Source organism: Gilliamella sp. Pas-s25 (genome assembly GCF_009795885.1).
GTDB lineage: Bacteria > Pseudomonadota > Gammaproteobacteria > Enterobacterales > Orbaceae > Gilliamella.
The window spans coordinates 70,387-87,175 of sequence record NZ_WTEV01000003.1 but is presented as its reverse complement, the minus strand read 5'-3'; the positions used below and the strand labels follow the sequence as shown (position 1 = coordinate 87,175).

The following is a 16,789-nucleotide window of genomic DNA, read 5'->3' as shown; positions in this document are numbered from 1 at the left end:
TATCTAACAACTTAATCAAAAATAAAATTGAAAAGGAAAATTACTTACCATATGAATAAAAAAATAATCAAGCTCGTCCAATACCTAACAAACTTAAGCTTATTATTATCTTCAACATTCGCGTTAGCTGATAATGCTAGCCAATATATTACTTATAACAACCTACTATTTGATCGTGATGGCACAGTAATTATTGATAACAGCCAAAAAATTAACTCAATAACATACAAAGATCATTATTGGATTGTGCAGTTAACCAATAGTAGCGATAGCCTCCTCTACAGCAATATAAGAAAGATAGATAATTTTAAATTTGCTTTTGAAAAAAAAGGCGACATATTGAAGTTTAAAACCATTGACACCTTAACTTATCTAGGCGAAGAACGAATAGCCTATTATTATCAAGACACAAAATTATCGGTTGTCATTGATACCGATGGTAATCTAATTACACCCAAAGGGCGTTATTATCTCGAAATCGGCCCCTTCATTAACGGTTATGCCGAAGTAACTACCCCAGAATATGATGAAGGCTATTTAAATCTACAAGGTAAATTTTTTAAAAAACTCCCTAAAACAACACTGACACAAAAAACGCAATCCCAAACCAAACCACAATGCAAAATAATCACATCCGATACAATAATGCAGTTATGTAAAAAAAATAACAGCCAATATCTAGTTAATAGCAAAACAGGCAAAGAAACCGATGTTGGTTCCAAAGCGTGGACGACTAATTTTGATTGCATCCCCAAAAACCTTTCAGCAGGTTATTTTTGGCTAGGCAATTACCAAGATGGTTATCATGTTTATCAAATTTATGATTATGATGGGAAAATGCATTATCAAAATCAGTACTATGCCGTATCGCCTTTATATGGTACAGCAAGTTGGGTGCAAGATAGTTATAATTCAAAAAAACGTTTGATTGATATTACGGGCAAAACAATTGGTGAATATAATAATTATACCCTTCTTCAAGTTGGCACAGAAAAACTCTACTATGCCCAAAAAACCACTCCAAAAAATAAAGATAAAGATAGTGATAATGATGATGATAATGATAATGATAATGATAATGATAATGATAATGATAAACAAATATTATTATCGATCTTTGATGTAAATGGCAACATCTTACTTTACGAAGCCATCGTTGGTTCAGAACAAAACAGTCACTGTCATCGCGATGTAAAAGTATTAAAAAATGCAGAAAACAAAATAGTCTGGCCAACAGACCTTGAGCGAGAATGTCTTTTAGATCGTTATATTCAATCAGCAAAAACCGATAACGACAACAGTTATCGACATAAAAAGCAAGAAAGTAAAGCGATTGAAATACCAAAAGATAAAGTTCCCGAAATCAGCCGCTATTTTACACAAATTCAATCCAACAAAAATACCAATCCATTTACATTCGAAAAAGGTGATATTTATCTTACAGGTCCCAACACAACTAAAATTGAAGGTATCGCAGAACTAAGTATACCGGAAGGATATATATATAGTGAAAAATACAACCCATCTAACACAGAACATTGTGACAGGTTTGTCGCGCCAGCTTATGACAATCAAAACCGATTATGTATAAATGTTTATAAACTCGGATTTATTGACTTACTTGAAGTCAAAAAGTTATTTGATGACAAAACCAACATCGAAAATTTAAAAACAAAAATTTCTTCAAGAATAGAAGATTATAAAGAATACAAAGACTATCAAAAATTTGAATGGTTAATCGACCCTGAATTTGATTTTGAAAACCAAAGTTTAAAATTCGGCTATCGATATCACATAGCAGAAAGCGATCAAAACAGAACCAGTCAAATTATCGAATATATAAAATTTGCCAAAGACCACATCATTGTGTTTAAAAACGATTATTACGACGATTATAACGATTTTAAGCCCATGGAATTTGATTGGCTTAATCGCATTAAGGTTTTTGAAAAGGCCGATATCAGCTCGACTTATCCTTGCAGCAAATTATCAATAAAAGACTCGGCATTATCTGCCAATAAATTTATTTATTTAGATAAAGAATTTTGCTTTCCACTACCGATAACCACACTCTTTGAAAAATATCCGACGCAAACTGAATTAAATACTTACCATGAGTTATTTTCCTTCAGGGAAAACCGATACCCAATAAAAGAGGGAAAAACCTTATGGAATTAATAAAATATCTTCTCAGCACAATAGCTGTAACAATAATCGGACTCACTCTAAATGCGTGTGATGCTCCGCCACAACAAAGCCAATCCGAACTCGAAAAACTGCCCGAGGTTTTTAATTTAACTGAACAACAATGGCAAAATGAAATCCAACAACGATTTGACACCATAAACGGTAATGGCGAACCCATAAAATGCATATCAATAGTAATGACGGCGCCTTATTACATATTTGACAGACGATACGACTCTGACACATTAATCCTATTACAAACGTTAACAGAAGCAGACTTGCTAACAGAACAAATTGAAATTAGCGGAATTGATAAAAATCGCATCGTTTATATCTATAACCTTACCGAAGAAGGCAAAAAATACTATAGAAAATGGCCTAACTTAAGTTCGTCAGGATTTTGTTTTGGCAAAGTGATTGTCAAGTCGGTAACCAAAATAACGCCGTATAGCAATGATATTGAAATTGAATATCAATATGTTATTGATAAATTACCCCCCAAATTAATACCCCAAAATGAATTAAAAACCGATACCGTAAGGTTTTATTATGATGAACAAACAAAAAAGCTCTATAGCCGTGGTATTGGCTTAATTGTTAAAAACTATTGAGATTAATGATCATGAATCTAAAATATCCACTGATAACTAGTTTCAGCTTACTACTATTTGGTTGCAATAATGTAGATTATAAGCAATCGCTACAAGAAACTTTAAGTAGAGAAGATAATCGTGCATTATGTTATTTCCTGCCAAATAACCAAAACATCTTTCCTAACGATGTGTTTTTCGATAAACAAACTGAAATACTCGACCTATTTGTCGATCTCAAATTCTTAAAAACCAAAAACATCACAGCCCAATTTTATGATGCCAATACAGATATAACCACCCTGCCTAGATCCCCCACCAAAATTGAAGGATTAAGATATCAATTAACTGAAGAAGGGAAAAAATACTTTATCGGCAGTAAAGGGGCATTCTGCTTTGGTAATATAATCCTAGATAAAATCGAGAAAACTCAAAGCGTCAAAATAGAATATACCAACTACCAAGTCGAATCAGGAAAATGGATCGATTATTACTATCATTATACGAATATTCCCGCTTGGGCACAGGATAAGCGACTGGAACAATACTATAAAAGAATTTCACTCAACAACGAAATCCTCTTTGATGCAAGAGCAACGTATTTTGACTCAAAAGACACCTACGACACAGGAATTGATAAGAAAAAACTAATTACTTTAAAGCTTAAAAATAAAGAATAACGATAAATATTTTTTATTTAAAAATTAAACATTACTAAAAATTCCCCTATAAGTTGTATATTTTAAATCTACTTTTAAGGAAATAACTATGGCTAACGTGATCTTCTTATAATTAATAAATATAGCGACTTAAGCCCACAATAGCACTTCTGTGGTTTGGGCTTATAACTCCTGTGCCCACGCTTTACTTGCATAGATCGGCATTACAGTTTTTTTATGAATTCTTCTTAAGCTGCCATTTTAAATTCAGTTCAGCAAATATCTGCTTAAATTGACGATTCTCCGCCTAGAGTTCTTTGAAATGTTTGATATCTTAAGTATCCATACCGCCATATTTTTCCTGTCATTTATAAAAAGTTTAATTGCCCATACCATATTTATGGTAAATTGTTTTGACTGGGATACGGGGTTGAGCCTCTTTTAGCATCGATACAATTTGGTGTTCAGTCATTTTTTCATGATTAAATTCTTAGTTACTTTTAGCATAGAGAATTTTCTACTTGTAGTCTGTACTATTTAGGTTAGAGGGGAGTTACAGTTTGCTTTTTACGTAAAAACAATCCCCTAAACATTAACACGTCTTATCAACCAAAACAAACAACACCATTTCAAAATTTATATTTGAAAAATAACAAGAAATAAACCTCAATTTATTTTAGAATTAGACATTAATAAAAATAATCATTAAATTTGCTATTATCATTATTCAATAAACGATAATCGTAAATAATGAATGAATAGAATATTATTATTGTTGAGGAAACTTTTTCGGAAAGGAAGCAAATAAGTGATAAAAAAAAGATTAAAGATAGCCTTATATCTAATGATTTTGACCTATTTTTCAATGTCGTCGTATGCTGATGATGCAAGACTTTATGTTCCTTATAAGCATCTTTTACTTGATCGCAGTGGTAAGGTAATTGTCGATAATGAGGGGAATGGAAACTCAATAACTTATAGGGATCATTATTGGATTATACAAAAAAGTAATGATGTTTTTTTTAATAATTTTAAGCAAGTTAACAACTTTGAATATTCTTTTGATAAACAGGGTGATATTTTAACTTTCAAACCCGGTGGGTCGTTAACGTATTTAGGTAATGAAAGAATTGCTTATGACTATCAAGATACCGAGGTATCAGTTTTAATTGATACCGATGGTCATTTAATTACCCCAAAAGGTGTTTATTATAAAAAAATCAATCCATTTAATAATGGTTACGCCGAAGTAAAAACGCAAGATAATAAACAGGGGTATATTGACTTGCAGGGGCAATTTGTCAGCAAGAATCCCAATAAGCTAAACACGAAATACAATCCACATTGCCAAGACGCCACCCTCGATAAAATCATGCAGCTGTGTGACAAAAATAATAACAAATACCTTATTAATAAAAAAACCGGTAAAGAAGTGAATATCGGTAAACATGCATGGAAGCTCAATAGCTATTATTTTGATGATAATGTAGATCTTTCTGGTCAATATTTTTGGGTAAAAAATTATCAAGATAGTTACACAGTGTATCAACTTTACGATTACGAAGGGACAATGCTCTATGAAAATAGTTTTTATCAAGTCGCCCCTTTTTATGGTTCGGTAAGTTGGGTTAAAAAGGATAGTGATGAAGATAAGTATCGTTTAATTAATGCTACAGGAGAAACTCTCGATAAATACGATGATTATAGTACCGTTCAAGTCGGTGATCATGTGCTGTTTTATGCTAAAACCAAATTACCAGAAAAAGACTATAAAGGTGGAGGATTTTTAACCAAAATTTTGGATCAGGATGGTCATGTTTTATTCTATGAAGATAAAATCGATGAAACTCAAAACAGTGCTTGTAAACAAGATTTGATCGTTTTAAAAGATCCCCAAGATAACATTGTATGGCCTTTAGACATTGAAAAAGAGTGCTTATTAAACCGATATGTTGATGAATCGGTGGTAATAGATACTTGGATGGATAAAAAAAATAAGGTCGTTGACATCCCTAAAGATAAAATCGGTGAAATTGCCAATTATTTTGTCACTAAAAAACAAAATGAAAACACCAATATAATAAATCACACCAATAATGAAACCTATTTAACAGGCCCTGAAACGGTTAATATTAAAGATATTGCTGATTTAACTATACCAAATGGCTATATTTATTATGAGGGGCCTTTTCTTGAAAAGGATTGTAATCGTTTTTTGATGCCAGCATACAGCAATAATAATCAATTGTGTATTTCTGTACATAATGTTGGCTATATTGATTTAAAGGCAGAAAAAAGGCAATTTGATGATCCTCTGCGTCTACAAGAAATAAAAAATAATTTACAACGCAAAATAATAAATTACCACACTCGCTATCAACATTTTGAATGGTTAATAGAGCCACAATTAGATGTTGAAAACCACACAATGAAATTTGGTTATCGTTATATCTTTGAACGTATCCGCGAAAATAACAGACAAGAAGTTATTACCGGTCAGATTATTGCTCAAGTCATTTTTGTTAAAGATCATATGATTGTTTTAACCAATACCCCTAACAATATGTTAGCTAATTCTGCGCTAATGGAATTTGATTGGGCTAAGCAAATTAAAATACGACCAGAATATCAATTTGATAAGCAACCTGTTTATCGCTGTAGTCAATTTGCGTTAACAGATTCGGCACTTTCTATAGCAAATTTTGATTATCTGAATAAGGGACGTTGCTTTCCAATATCATTAACTGAACTTATTGATGCTACAGAACATCAAAATGATTCAAAAGAATTAACTAACTTGCAAAATGCATTGTTTTTTGAACCATTTTATTATCATTCTGATACAGGTATAGGGCGTTAAAACTTTATGAAATTTAAGAAATATATATCTTCTTGTCAGTTATGTATGGCATTGATGTTAACCATCGTTAGTAATCAGTCACATGCGGATGCGACACTTAATTTAACATCTGAACAGTGGCAAAAAGAAATTCAACAACGTTTTGATGCAATTAATGAGAGTGGTGAACCCGTTGAATGCGTTGTATTTGCAAACATTGATAATTTCCCTTATTACTTTGATTATTCTAAATTTGTATCAGAGCCTCTATTGATGGCGGTCGATGCCGAATTAGTTGATGAGTCGATCAAAGTGAGAAGTCACTCTGAGCAAAATTATCGATACACTTATCACCTCACCGAAAAAGGGAAACGCTACTATAAAACTTGGCCTAAATTATGGCATTCTGGTTTTTGTTTTGGTAAAGTCACGGTTGAAAAAATAAGCAAAACCGATAAGGTTGGTAATTATGTTACTGTTGAGTACCAATATAAAGTGGAAGATTTTCCTGCCAATATTGAGCCTATTTTATCAAAACAAAATTCGTATATTAATAATCCATCAAAGACCGCAATTGCTACATTTAGTTTAGATAAAAACAATCAGCTTTATAGCGTGTCAGGAATTGGTTTAATTACCCACATCTACGAAGGATGGCATCAATAATGAAATTAAAAACACTACTTATGTTGCTTTGTGGTTTGTCGCTTGTGGCTTGTGATAACAACATTAATAAAGATGAATTACAATCAATAATCAATAATAATCAACCATTGTGTTATTCTTTACCTAAAGGAGTAAGGCAATTTCCTAAAGATATTTTTGATGACAATATCGTTGAAGACAATCTGAATGATGAACTATTAGATATTTTTGTCGATTTAAACTTATTAACTAAACGTAAATTATCCATAACCAAGTTGGATGGGTCATTAACTTATGCCACAAGATATCGATTATCCCAAGAAGGTAAAACGTATTTTAATCCAGAAAAAGGGGGTTTTTGTTTTGGCAACATTAAAGTCAATGATGTGTATAAAACTGAATCGAGTCCAACAAGGTATAATCAACGCAGTAAAACATCAAGATTGGTCTATTATCATTATTCATTTAGCGATATTCCTAATTGGGCAAAAGATAAACGCCTAACACAATATTATATAACTCCTTCGCTAAACACCGAACGGCTTTATGATGCAAAGGCAATTCATTATCAACCTAGTTTATATTTTTCTTCGTTCGAAGTTGATAAAACTCCATTAATCCAACTTCGCTAAATTGATGGAAGATCGTTATCTATTTTGTAATTTAAACTTGAACAAGCAAGACATAATGAAATGAATAATATAAGAGTATTTTTTTTATTGGCCATATTTTTGGCTTTCCCAAATCATACATTTGCAAGCGTCATCTATCAAGAAGATTGGTATTTAGCTATCGAAAAGAAAGACAGCGTTGCCCAATATAAAATCGCTGAGGCTTATAGCCCTTTAACAAAAAACGATAGCTATCATTGTCACACTAATCAGTTATATTTTAGTCATCATGATAAAAAATTGTCAGGTTGCCGCGATAAATCGGCCGATAAATATATCGAGTTTTTAACAAAATCGGCCGAAAACTTATACCCTATCGCCCAAAAAGATTTAGGTATTGCTTATATTAAAGGAGAATTGGTGCCTAAAGATATTAAAAAAGGGCTTTATTGGTTAGAAAGGGCTGCCTCACCGATTTCAAACAAAGCAAAATTTCGAATCGTTGAAGGCACATTTTGGTTAGCACAGCCAAATGGTAAAAAAATTGGCGTCGGCGAAGCCCATTATTGGTTAGGATTGCTTTATCACGAGGGGACAGAGGTTAAAGCCGATTATGCTAAAGCAATCAAGCATTATAAAATAGCTAGCACAAGTACCGATTGGGGATTTTATAATCTTGCACAATATCAACTTTATAAACTCTATCAAGATAAGCTCAATGACCCCAAAAAGTCGCTCTACTGGCTTGAAAATACAGCAAATAATACCGGAAAATTTGCTGACGAACAAACGTTACAAACACCAGCACAAATGGTTAACTACTTTTTGGATGGAGGCCAACCTGACGGTTCAAAATTAAATACTCCTAATTATCTTTGGGCTGCAAAATGGTTAATGAAATTAGTCGAACAACGTAACATATCAAAAGAATCTAAGCAAAAAGCGGCTTTCCAGTTAGGTTGGCTTTATTTAAATGGTTTAGGTGTAGAAAAAGATATTGGAGAAGCAATAACATATTATCATTTAGGCATGTACCAAGATGACCTAACAGACCATCAGATGAACTTAACAAAATATAAATACGTTACATCTTCAACTGATATGTCATTGCAAAATCAATTTTTGCATCAAGTTATTACGCCATTTTATATAAACAAATTTGATATTGCTCAAGCCCAAAAGGTTATCGACGTTGTTTTTGCAGATAACCCTAAAGATAAAGAAGTTTTTTATGAAAAACTGATAGAAGATCTAGTCGAAACACTTCAAGTTGAAAGTTATGTTTTATTACGTAAATTTGAATCTATTCCTCTTTTGCTAAAACTAGCCCAACAACAGGAAATAGCTTATGGTTTTTATCGTGATGCTAGAAATATTGAAGGTAAAACAACTAATGAATTGTTAGATCTTTATCAATCAGCATTAAAAATTGAACCCAACAATCCGACAGCGCTTTATCAATTTGGTACGTTATATGACTTTATTCTTGAGGATGAAAAGACAGCAATAACCTATTACCAACAAGCGGCTGAATTAGGCAATTCAAAGGCAAATTATCGGCTAGGTGTCATTTATTATTTAGGCAAAGGCGTTGAGCAAAGTTATCGTGAGGCTTGGCAATATCTTGATTTGGCAGCTAAGCAAGGTTATCAACCCGCACAGGATTTTTTAATCACAATTGATAAATCTCATCCTGAATTTGATTGGTTAACAACCCAATACCTTAACCATCAACAAGTGTACCGTTCCCCAACGGTTATGGTTGATGGAATGGATTGGTTACAAACTCAAAGCGAAGAGAACCAAAACGATAAAGCCACATATCACCAAATAAGACATGATTCAAATGGGAATGGGCTAAAAACGTATCAAGGTTGTAAAGCCGCATTGTCACTGGCTGCTAGCGGCGATACCTTTGCACAAGGTGAGTTGTTAAGTCAAATGAATAACGGTGCAAATTCTTTTATTTGTACACCTAAGAAAGAGTTGCTCTTTAGTTGGATTGATAGCAGTAATAAAAATGATAAAAAGAAAGCATTTTTAAAAACACAATATTACAAATTGTCAAAACAATATGAACAATTTCATGCAATGCTTAAAGCTCAAGTTGCAGATAATAATCCTTATGCAATTTTTGAACTGGCACAAAAACAGGTTAATTTGCCAAATAATACCGTGCTACCTTATCTAAAAACATCACTAAAATCAGGCAGCCCTGCTGCTGCAGGGCTTTTAGCTTTTTATTATGAAAATACAAATATTAATACGTTTGAATATACTAAATTAGTTTTATTACAAAATGATTTAAGTCAGTACCATTTAGATCCTGAAATTAGCGAATACTATCAAAAAAATCGCTTCTCAAAATACTTTTATGCAAATTTAAAATTATCCTCGACTGATATTTATAAAATATGGTTTGAACTTGCACAAATGCATGAGCAAGGTAAAGAAATCCCTCAAAATAATGTGTTAGCTTTAGTTTGGTATCGTTTATTAGTTGAATATAATCAAACCAAAGCAACAACAAAAGTAGCGCAAATCAGTGCTCAATTAACCGAAGAACAACAAGCAGAAGTGAATAACATATTAAGCAACTATCGTAATTTATATCGTTTTCTTCCGTTAACACATTTAGATATAAATGAATAACTAGCTAAGTATGATAATGCTTAACTAAAACAAATAAATCAAACCGCCGCATTCAATGCAGGTTCGTGTTGTGATAGTAAGTTAATATAGGTAATAAGATATGAGTAATATTGTTATTGAAAAAAAAAGTAAATCAATTAGCCACAAAGTACTTTGGGTATTAGGAGCTGTTTTTCTAGTATTGGTTATTAGTGGTGGCTATTATTTTTTTAAAAATAATGCTTTTTTTGCTAATCAGCCAGTATCTCAACAGCCAAAAAACATCAAAATTATTGATGTTACGCCTAAATTTTTTGGCAATTATCGGCATCCTATCGTATTCAATTGTATTAATTACACTCAATACGATAAAAACCATGTTGAAATCCAAAAAATCAGCAATTCTTTAGATAGCGAAGAGGAAGTACAAAAGATACGCGAAAATTGCATACCTTTTTAGAGCAAGAATTGATATTAATAAAAGGAGATACCTACCACTCCAATTTTATGAATTAAAAAGGACGTAAACCGCGTCCTTTCAATATCGTTTGATTTTTTTAAAACTAGGTAGACACATTCAGGAAATTGATGACGAACCAATAGAGCAGTTCAAATATAAATAATGACAAACACGGGAGTTTTCCCGTGTTTTTTGGACTTAATTAAAAGTGGTGAAAATTAACAATAATAGCTATTGCCCGCTTTTATCATTGCTGTTTTCGGTATGAATAACGTTAATATAGCTAGGAATAGTTGGCGTATTAGCATAAAAGAATACCCATTGAATCCCGTCTATTTTTTTGGTTTGACGTAAATATTGTTTTAGTAATATATCGTCCTGAGAATCATCTTCTGATTGCTGATGTATATAATGATCAATAAACTCATTATATGTATCTTCATCAGTCGCTAAATATCCATTGTGATTTTCACAATATTGTTTATATAAATCGAATAATTTGTCGACAAAAACATTATATTCTTTTTCAATATCAAACGTTTTAGGATTACTATACCCCAAAGTCGCAAAAATCTTATCAGCAATAGCAGAACCAGATTTTGATTTTTTTAATGCAGAAGAGCATAAATAAGTTGGTAAAATAAAAACTAATCCCCCCATAACAGCCATAAGAAGTAGCGAAAAATCATTTTTAGAAAAGGCCATTACTACAAAATAAAAGAAAGTAAATACCCCCAATCCTCCAGCACCAATAAAGAAAATGCGCGGTAAAATAGGTATATTTAGTTTTGAATTGCCAGCTTCTGTTCCCTCTGTTGCATAAGGATGTAACCATAAAAGCTTATCGGCAGGACGGCGTAATGCATAAGCAAAATAGCTTCCACCAGCTAGTGGATCAACAACCGCCTCCACGTAGTCTCCCTCATTAAAAAAGGTTCGACAAAATGCGCCTTCAATCACCTTATCACCTAATTTACAGCAAAAATACTGCTCAATATCGGCTGTATCGTAATCAATGTTTTCAATTTTTGCTGAAGTTATTTTCATACTATTAGCCATAGAAACTAAATCTAAATGCCCTATTGTGAGTAAATTGACATCAGGGCGTCCAGCTAGTTTGCGAGCATTAAGATAACTTTCTCGCGTGTCATAGACCTCCAAATCGGTGATATAACCAGTAATAATTTGGTAATAATGGTTATCGCCTATATTCTGTTCCATATTTTTTATTCCTTATATTTATCTGTTCAATTATTTGTTATTTTTTGTTTCGTTCATCAATGACTTTAACCCAATTAGGTAAAGTTGGCGTTCTACAGTAGTAATCTGTTAATGCTTTAAATTTTTTTAACTTTTCAAAGTCAGGGGTCTGTGGATCGTTAAATATTTCAGGGTCATTGATTCGATACAATTTTTTAAAGCGTTCCTTTTCTTTTTCAGAATCATATTTCCACGGTTTTTCATACCCCAAACAGGCATAAATTTGATTGGAAATAAAAGAGTATCCTCCTCCACCCATCAAAAAAGCAGCAATAATTGCAATGATCCAACCCAAAAAACTGTATTTAAATATGTTAAAAATATAATTTAATGAACAACCGTTAAATAGTTCAATAATTAACAAAAAAAGCAGGATAACAACGGCAAATATCGTCATCAAAATAAAACTAACTTTTAAAAGTGCGAACGTTGTTAAACCAATATTTTGCGGGAAAATTATCGCATGTTGTTTTGGAATTCGTACTGCATAAGGCTGGTAAACATCATTTTTTTGTGGCTTAACAAGCATTTCAACATAATCGCCCTCATTAAAACCAATCGTGTTAAGTCTTCCCTCTACTTTTTTATTGCCGATATGGCAACAAAAGTGTTGCCCTTTTAAAGGTGGGCGGCAACAAATAAAAAAGCAAATAAATGCTATAATTGAACAAAACACCGCATAAAGATCTTTTTCTATTCGCTCCGTCGCCGTCAGCTTAGTGTCAGTTTCTTGGTTATTTTGGCTTACCGTTAAACAACTGACTGTTCCTTTTAATAAACAAAAATCATTCTTCACAAATCACTCTCATTAATTAATTTATTGATTATTATTAAATATTATTTTTGAGATATCAATCTTATCTTTTAATCCACTATCAAGAGAAGTTATCAAAAAAACATAATTCTAATCATATTAAAAATATCAATCAACTAAAAAAGATATTTGAAGTTATTGAAGTTATCAACTTTACTTATTCAATCAGTTTGAGTATATAATGGTCGCCTTGTCGATAAAAACAACAAATGGAGGTTGTAATGATCACCCATATTAGCCCATTCGGATCCATGGATTTACTTGCTCAAGCTGAAGTCGATATTTTAAAAAAATCAGCCAATAGCGAGCTCTATCAATTATTTAGAAATTGTTCGTTAGCCACACTAAATGCTGGTACTAAAACCGATAATACTAAAGATCTGTTAGATAGATTCCAGTCTTTTGAAATTAATGTCATTAGTAAAGAACGGGGCGTAAAATTAGAATTGATTAATGCGCCGGAAAGCGCGTTTGTTGATGGGCGAATTATTCGTTCGATTCAAGCCAATCTATTTGCTGTATTACGTGATATCCTTTTTTTGAACAGTCAAATTAGCGCCGTTAAAGAGCTTATCTCCAATATCAAATTTGAAAGAGATCATTCGTTTTATATTACCAACCTTGTTTTTTCAATTTTACGTAATGCCAATGCGCTCCATGTGGGTGAAGAGCCCAATTTGGTTGTCTGTTGGGGGGGGCATTCTATTAACGAACGCGAATATTACTATGCTCGGCAAGTGGGTATGCAACTGGGTTTACGTGAGCTTAACATTTGTACCGGTTGTGGCCCTGGTGTTATGGAAGCACCAATGAAAGGCGCTGCGGTTGGTCATGCGCAGCAGCGTTATAAAGAAAGCCGCTTTATTGGTATGACAGAGCCATCAATTATTGCAGCAGAACCACCTAATGCGCTAGTCAATGAACTGATTATTATGCCTGATATCGAAAAACGCCTTGAAGCTTTTGTGCGCATGGCACATGGCATTATCATTTTTCCAGGTGGACCGGGAACCGCCGAAGAGTTACTTTATATTCTAGGTATTTTATTAAACCCAGCCAATGAACACCAAACATTTCCTCTTATTCTGACAGGACCAAAAGAGTGTGAGGACTATTTTGCTTCAATAGATAATTTTATTCGTAGCACATTAGGCGATGAAGCAACGAAGCTTTATCAAATCGTGATCGACTCGCCGGAACAAGTTGCACGTATTATGAAAGATGGCGTTAAACATGTTAAATCTTCACGCTTAAAAACGGGCGATGCTTATGGTTTTAACTGGCTATTGAAAATCGATGAATCATTGCAACATCCTTTTGAACCAACCCACGTTAATATGGCGTCATTAAATCTTCATCGTGATCAACCTGTGGAACTATTAGCCGCTGATTTGCGTCGTGCATTTTCTGGTATTGTTGCAGGTAACGTGAAAGAGTTTGGTATGAAGCAAATTAGCGAACATGGTCGATATAAATTACAAGGTGATATTGAAATTATGCAGCAACTTGATAACTTATTGCGTAGTTTCGTTAAACAAGACCGAATGAAATTGCCGGGGGGAAGTGCTTATCAACCTTGCTATGAAATTTGTTATTAAAAACAAGGTTATTCGCAAATTTAATAGACAATAAAGCCAATCTTATCCGCCGAGAACCCTCGGCGGAGTAATTTTAGCGGTTGATAATTGAGATAGCTTTTAAAAATCACCTAAAATATCTAACGCTTCAGACACTTTTTTAACGGCAAAAATCTGCATATTTTCGGGTTTCTTCTTTGGCATATTGGCGATAGGCACAATTGCTTTTTTAAACCCATGTTTAGCCGCTTCAGAGATACGTTCTTGCCCACTTGGTACCGGTCGAATTTCGCCACCAAGACCAATCTCACCAAAGATAACAACATCTTGTGGTAGTGGACGATTGCGAAAACTCGAGACCAGTGCGGCTATCAATGCTAAATCCGCACTGGTTTCGGTGACTTTAACGCCCCCAACCACATTAACAAAAATATCTTGATCGGCCATTTGCAATCCTCCATGCCGGTGTAACACCGCAAGCAATAACGCAAGTCTATTTTGATCTAACCCAACAGTTACACGTCTTGGATTGCCATACATGGAATGATCAACCAGCGCTTGGATTTCAACCAGTAATGGGCGAGTACCTTCCCACAATACCATTACCGAACTACCCGGTAGCATCTCATCGCCACGGCTTAAAAATATTGCTGATGGATTACTGACCTCTTTTAAACCTTGTTCGGTCATAGCAAAAACACCTAGCTCATTTACTGCCCCAAAGCGATTTTTATGACTGCGTAGCGTTCTAAAACGAGAATCAGCATCACCATCTAATAAAATAGAACAGTCAATACAGTGCTCAAGCACTTTGGGACCTGCTAACGAACCATCTTTAGTCACATGCCCTACCATGATAATGGCAATGCCTTTGGTTTTGGCAAAACGTGTTAAATAGGCCGCTGTTTCTCGAACTTGTGCAACACTACCGGGAGAGGATTGGATATCAGTAAGATGCATCACTTGAATAGAGTCAATTACCATAAGTTTAGGTTGTGACTGTTCAGCAAGCAGGCAAATTTGCTCAATGCTTGTTTCGGACAGCATATTGATATTATCAGCAGGTAGACCCAAGCGATGTGCACGCATCGCAACTTGTTGAAGTGATTCTTCACCGGTTACATACAGTGTATTCATTTGTGATGAGAGCTTACTCATGGTTTGCAGTAACAACGTGCTTTTACCTGCACCAGGATTCCCCCCTATTAAAATCGCGCTACCGGGTACTACCCCCCCACCAAGCACACGATCAAATTCTGAAAAACCGGTGGAAAATCTTGGCAAAGCCTCTAAACTAATTTCGGATAATTTTTGAATTTTAGCCTGCCCAATCCCACTACCCGCATAACCGGTTAATCGGTCATTACGTGATGAGGTGCTAGCCAGTCTAACTTCGGTAATCGTGTTCCAAGCATGACATGAGCTACATTGCCCTTGCCAACGCGGGTAATCTGCGCCACAATCATTACAAACGTAAGCACGTTTTACTGCTTTTGCCAATTTAATCTCCTAACCTTCACTTAATAAACTGGTTGATAAAATGCACCATAACCCCGTTAAATCAGCATAATTAATACTGATTCGTGCCTTTTCAACCACTTTGGGCTTACCATGATAAGCAACGCCTAAACCCGCTATACGAATCATCATTAAATCATTGGCTCCATCACCAATCGCCACCGTTTGTTCAATGGGGATATTGAGTGTTGTTGCTAATTGTTGTAATGTCCTTGCTTTATATTTTGCATCAACAATTTGGCCATTCACTTTACCGGTTAACTTGCCATGTTTAATGTCTAACTGATTGGCATAAACATCAACTAATTTTAACTTTTGCTTTAAGTGATCAGCAAAATAGGTAAAACCGCCTGAGGCAATAGCAACATGCCAATTTTTTTTGTGCAATTCTTTTACTAAATAGGTCAAACCTGGCGTAAGGGGTAAGCTATTTTTTACTTGCAGTAAAAGATCTTGATGTGCTCCTTTTAACGTTGCCACACGTTTGCGCAAACTTGTTGCAAAATCCAGTTCACCGCGCATCGCTTGTTCAGTCACTTCCGCCACTTGCTGCCCAACACCATGCAATTTAGCTAGTTCATCAATACATTCAATACCAATAGCTGTTGAGTCCATATCCATCACCAATAAACCTGGGGAATGAAGTGTTGGTAAATTATCAATTGGCGAAACATCGATACCTAATGTGAATGAAATACTTTTAGCTTTTTTCGGCATGACACCGGCAATGCGAACAATCTGATAGGTTTTGATTTTCCATGATGATACAATCACCATTGGCATAGCAAGTTGATCTTGGAATTTTGATAAGACTGTTTTATTTAATTTTTTGCCATAAATAATCCAGCCTGTTTTACCTGCATTATAATCTAAAGGAACCACTTCACAACCATTTAATGAAAGTGGTAATCCTTGCCAATGTTGGATATTTTCAGGTAAATCATTGTAGGTGAGCGTGTAAGCCATATTAGAAAGTCTTCAGAACATAAAACAAGCCC

At 34.1% G+C, this 16,789-nt stretch carries 13 protein-coding genes; 9 read left to right on the top strand and 4 right to left on the bottom strand.

Going from position 1 to position 16,789, the window contains the following annotated elements; genetic code table 11:
• Positions 1-51 precede the first annotated feature (51 nt).
• From GQ593_RS02485 to GQ593_RS02450, 8 genes are all read left to right on the top strand, one after another.
• Entirely contained in the window at positions 52-2,178 is a 2,127-nt protein-coding gene (locus GQ593_RS02485; RefSeq protein WP_160430474.1) for a hypothetical protein, read from the top strand.
• Positions 2,169-2,798, top strand: a complete 630-nt coding sequence (locus GQ593_RS02480) for a hypothetical protein (RefSeq protein WP_160430473.1) — start codon at positions 2,169-2,171, stop codon at positions 2,796-2,798. The genes GQ593_RS02485 and GQ593_RS02480 overlap by 10 nt, the downstream gene beginning before the upstream one ends.
• A 5-nt stretch (positions 2,799-2,803) precedes the next feature.
• Positions 2,804-3,457 (top strand): hypothetical protein, encoded by a 654-nt coding sequence (locus tag GQ593_RS02475; protein ID WP_160430472.1) that lies wholly within the window; start codon positions 2,804-2,806, stop codon positions 3,455-3,457.
• 787 nt (positions 3,458-4,244) lie between these two features.
• A complete protein-coding gene (locus GQ593_RS02470; protein WP_160430471.1) occupies positions 4,245-6,296 on the top strand; it encodes a WG repeat-containing protein in 2,052 nt (683 codons plus the stop codon).
• A gap of 6 nt (positions 6,297-6,302) precedes the next feature.
• Positions 6,303-6,941: a hypothetical protein gene (locus GQ593_RS02465; protein ID WP_160430470.1), complete on the top strand. Its 639-nt coding sequence runs from the start codon at positions 6,303-6,305 to the stop codon at positions 6,939-6,941.
• Entirely contained in the window at positions 6,941-7,552 is a 612-nt protein-coding gene (locus GQ593_RS02460; protein ID WP_160430469.1) for a hypothetical protein, read from the top strand. Before GQ593_RS02465 ends, GQ593_RS02460 begins: the two co-directional genes overlap by 1 nt.
• A gap of 60 nt (positions 7,553-7,612) precedes the next feature.
• Positions 7,613-10,183, top strand: coding sequence for a tetratricopeptide repeat protein (locus GQ593_RS02455; RefSeq protein ID WP_160430468.1), 2,571 nt, complete (start codon positions 7,613-7,615; stop codon positions 10,181-10,183).
• Between the two features lie 100 nt (positions 10,184-10,283).
• Entirely contained in the window at positions 10,284-10,622 is a 339-nt protein-coding gene (locus GQ593_RS02450; protein ID WP_160430467.1) for a hypothetical protein, read from the top strand.
• 231 nt (positions 10,623-10,853) lie between these two features.
• Here the strand turns inward: GQ593_RS02450 and GQ593_RS02445 are convergent, their stop codons facing one another.
• Positions 10,854-11,843: a putative type VI secretion system effector gene (locus GQ593_RS02445; RefSeq protein ID WP_160430466.1), complete on the bottom strand. Its 990-nt coding sequence runs from the start codon at positions 11,841-11,843 to the stop codon at positions 10,854-10,856.
• 37 nt (positions 11,844-11,880) lie between these two features.
• Positions 11,881-12,678, bottom strand: a complete 798-nt coding sequence (locus GQ593_RS02440) for a hypothetical protein (protein WP_160430465.1) — start codon at positions 12,676-12,678, stop codon at positions 11,881-11,883.
• Positions 12,679-12,917: 239 nt separating this feature from the next.
• On the opposite strand from GQ593_RS02440, the gene ppnN reads away from it, so the two are divergent.
• Complete coding sequence (gene ppnN / locus GQ593_RS02435; protein WP_160430464.1) at positions 12,918-14,294, top strand: nucleotide 5'-monophosphate nucleosidase PpnN; 1,377 nt, start codon at positions 12,918-12,920, stop codon at positions 14,292-14,294.
• 99 nt (positions 14,295-14,393) lie between these two features.
• On the opposite strand, the gene radA is transcribed toward ppnN, so the two are convergent.
• Together radA and serB are read right to left on the bottom strand one after the other, a co-directional pair.
• Positions 14,394-15,773, bottom strand: a complete 1,380-nt coding sequence (gene radA / locus GQ593_RS02430) for a DNA repair protein RadA (protein ID WP_160430463.1) — start codon at positions 15,771-15,773, stop codon at positions 14,394-14,396.
• Positions 15,774-15,782: 9 nt separating this feature from the next.
• A complete protein-coding gene (serB, locus tag GQ593_RS02425) occupies positions 15,783-16,757 on the bottom strand; it encodes a phosphoserine phosphatase (RefSeq protein ID WP_160430462.1) in 975 nt (324 codons plus the stop codon).
• Positions 16,758-16,789: the final 32 nt, after the last annotated feature.

Excerpts from the sequence above, each read along its gene's own strand:
- GQ593_RS02465 (WP_160430470.1), top strand. The coding sequence starts at position 6,303 with ATGAAATTTAAGAAATATATATCTTCTTGTCAGTTATGTATGGCATTG.
- ppnN (WP_160430464.1), top strand. The coding sequence starts at position 12,918 with ATGATCACCCATATTAGCCCATTCGGATCCATGGATTTACTTGCTCAA.
- GQ593_RS02455 (WP_160430468.1), top strand. The coding sequence starts at position 7,613 with ATGAATAATATAAGAGTATTTTTTTTATTGGCCATATTTTTGGCTTTC.
- GQ593_RS02460 (WP_160430469.1), top strand. The coding sequence starts at position 6,941 with ATGAAATTAAAAACACTACTTATGTTGCTTTGTGGTTTGTCGCTTGTG.
- GQ593_RS02475 (WP_160430472.1), top strand. The coding sequence starts at position 2,804 with ATGATCATGAATCTAAAATATCCACTGATAACTAGTTTCAGCTTACTA.
- serB (WP_160430462.1), bottom strand. The coding sequence starts at position 16,757 with ATGGCTTACACGCTCACCTACAATGATTTACCTGAAAATATCCAACAT.
- GQ593_RS02480 (WP_160430473.1), top strand. The coding sequence starts at position 2,169 with ATGGAATTAATAAAATATCTTCTCAGCACAATAGCTGTAACAATAATC.
- GQ593_RS02485 (WP_160430474.1), top strand. The coding sequence starts at position 52 with ATGAATAAAAAAATAATCAAGCTCGTCCAATACCTAACAAACTTAAGC.
- GQ593_RS02450 (WP_160430467.1), top strand. The coding sequence starts at position 10,284 with ATGAGTAATATTGTTATTGAAAAAAAAAGTAAATCAATTAGCCACAAA.
- GQ593_RS02445 (WP_160430466.1), bottom strand. The coding sequence starts at position 11,843 with ATGGAACAGAATATAGGCGATAACCATTATTACCAAATTATTACTGGT.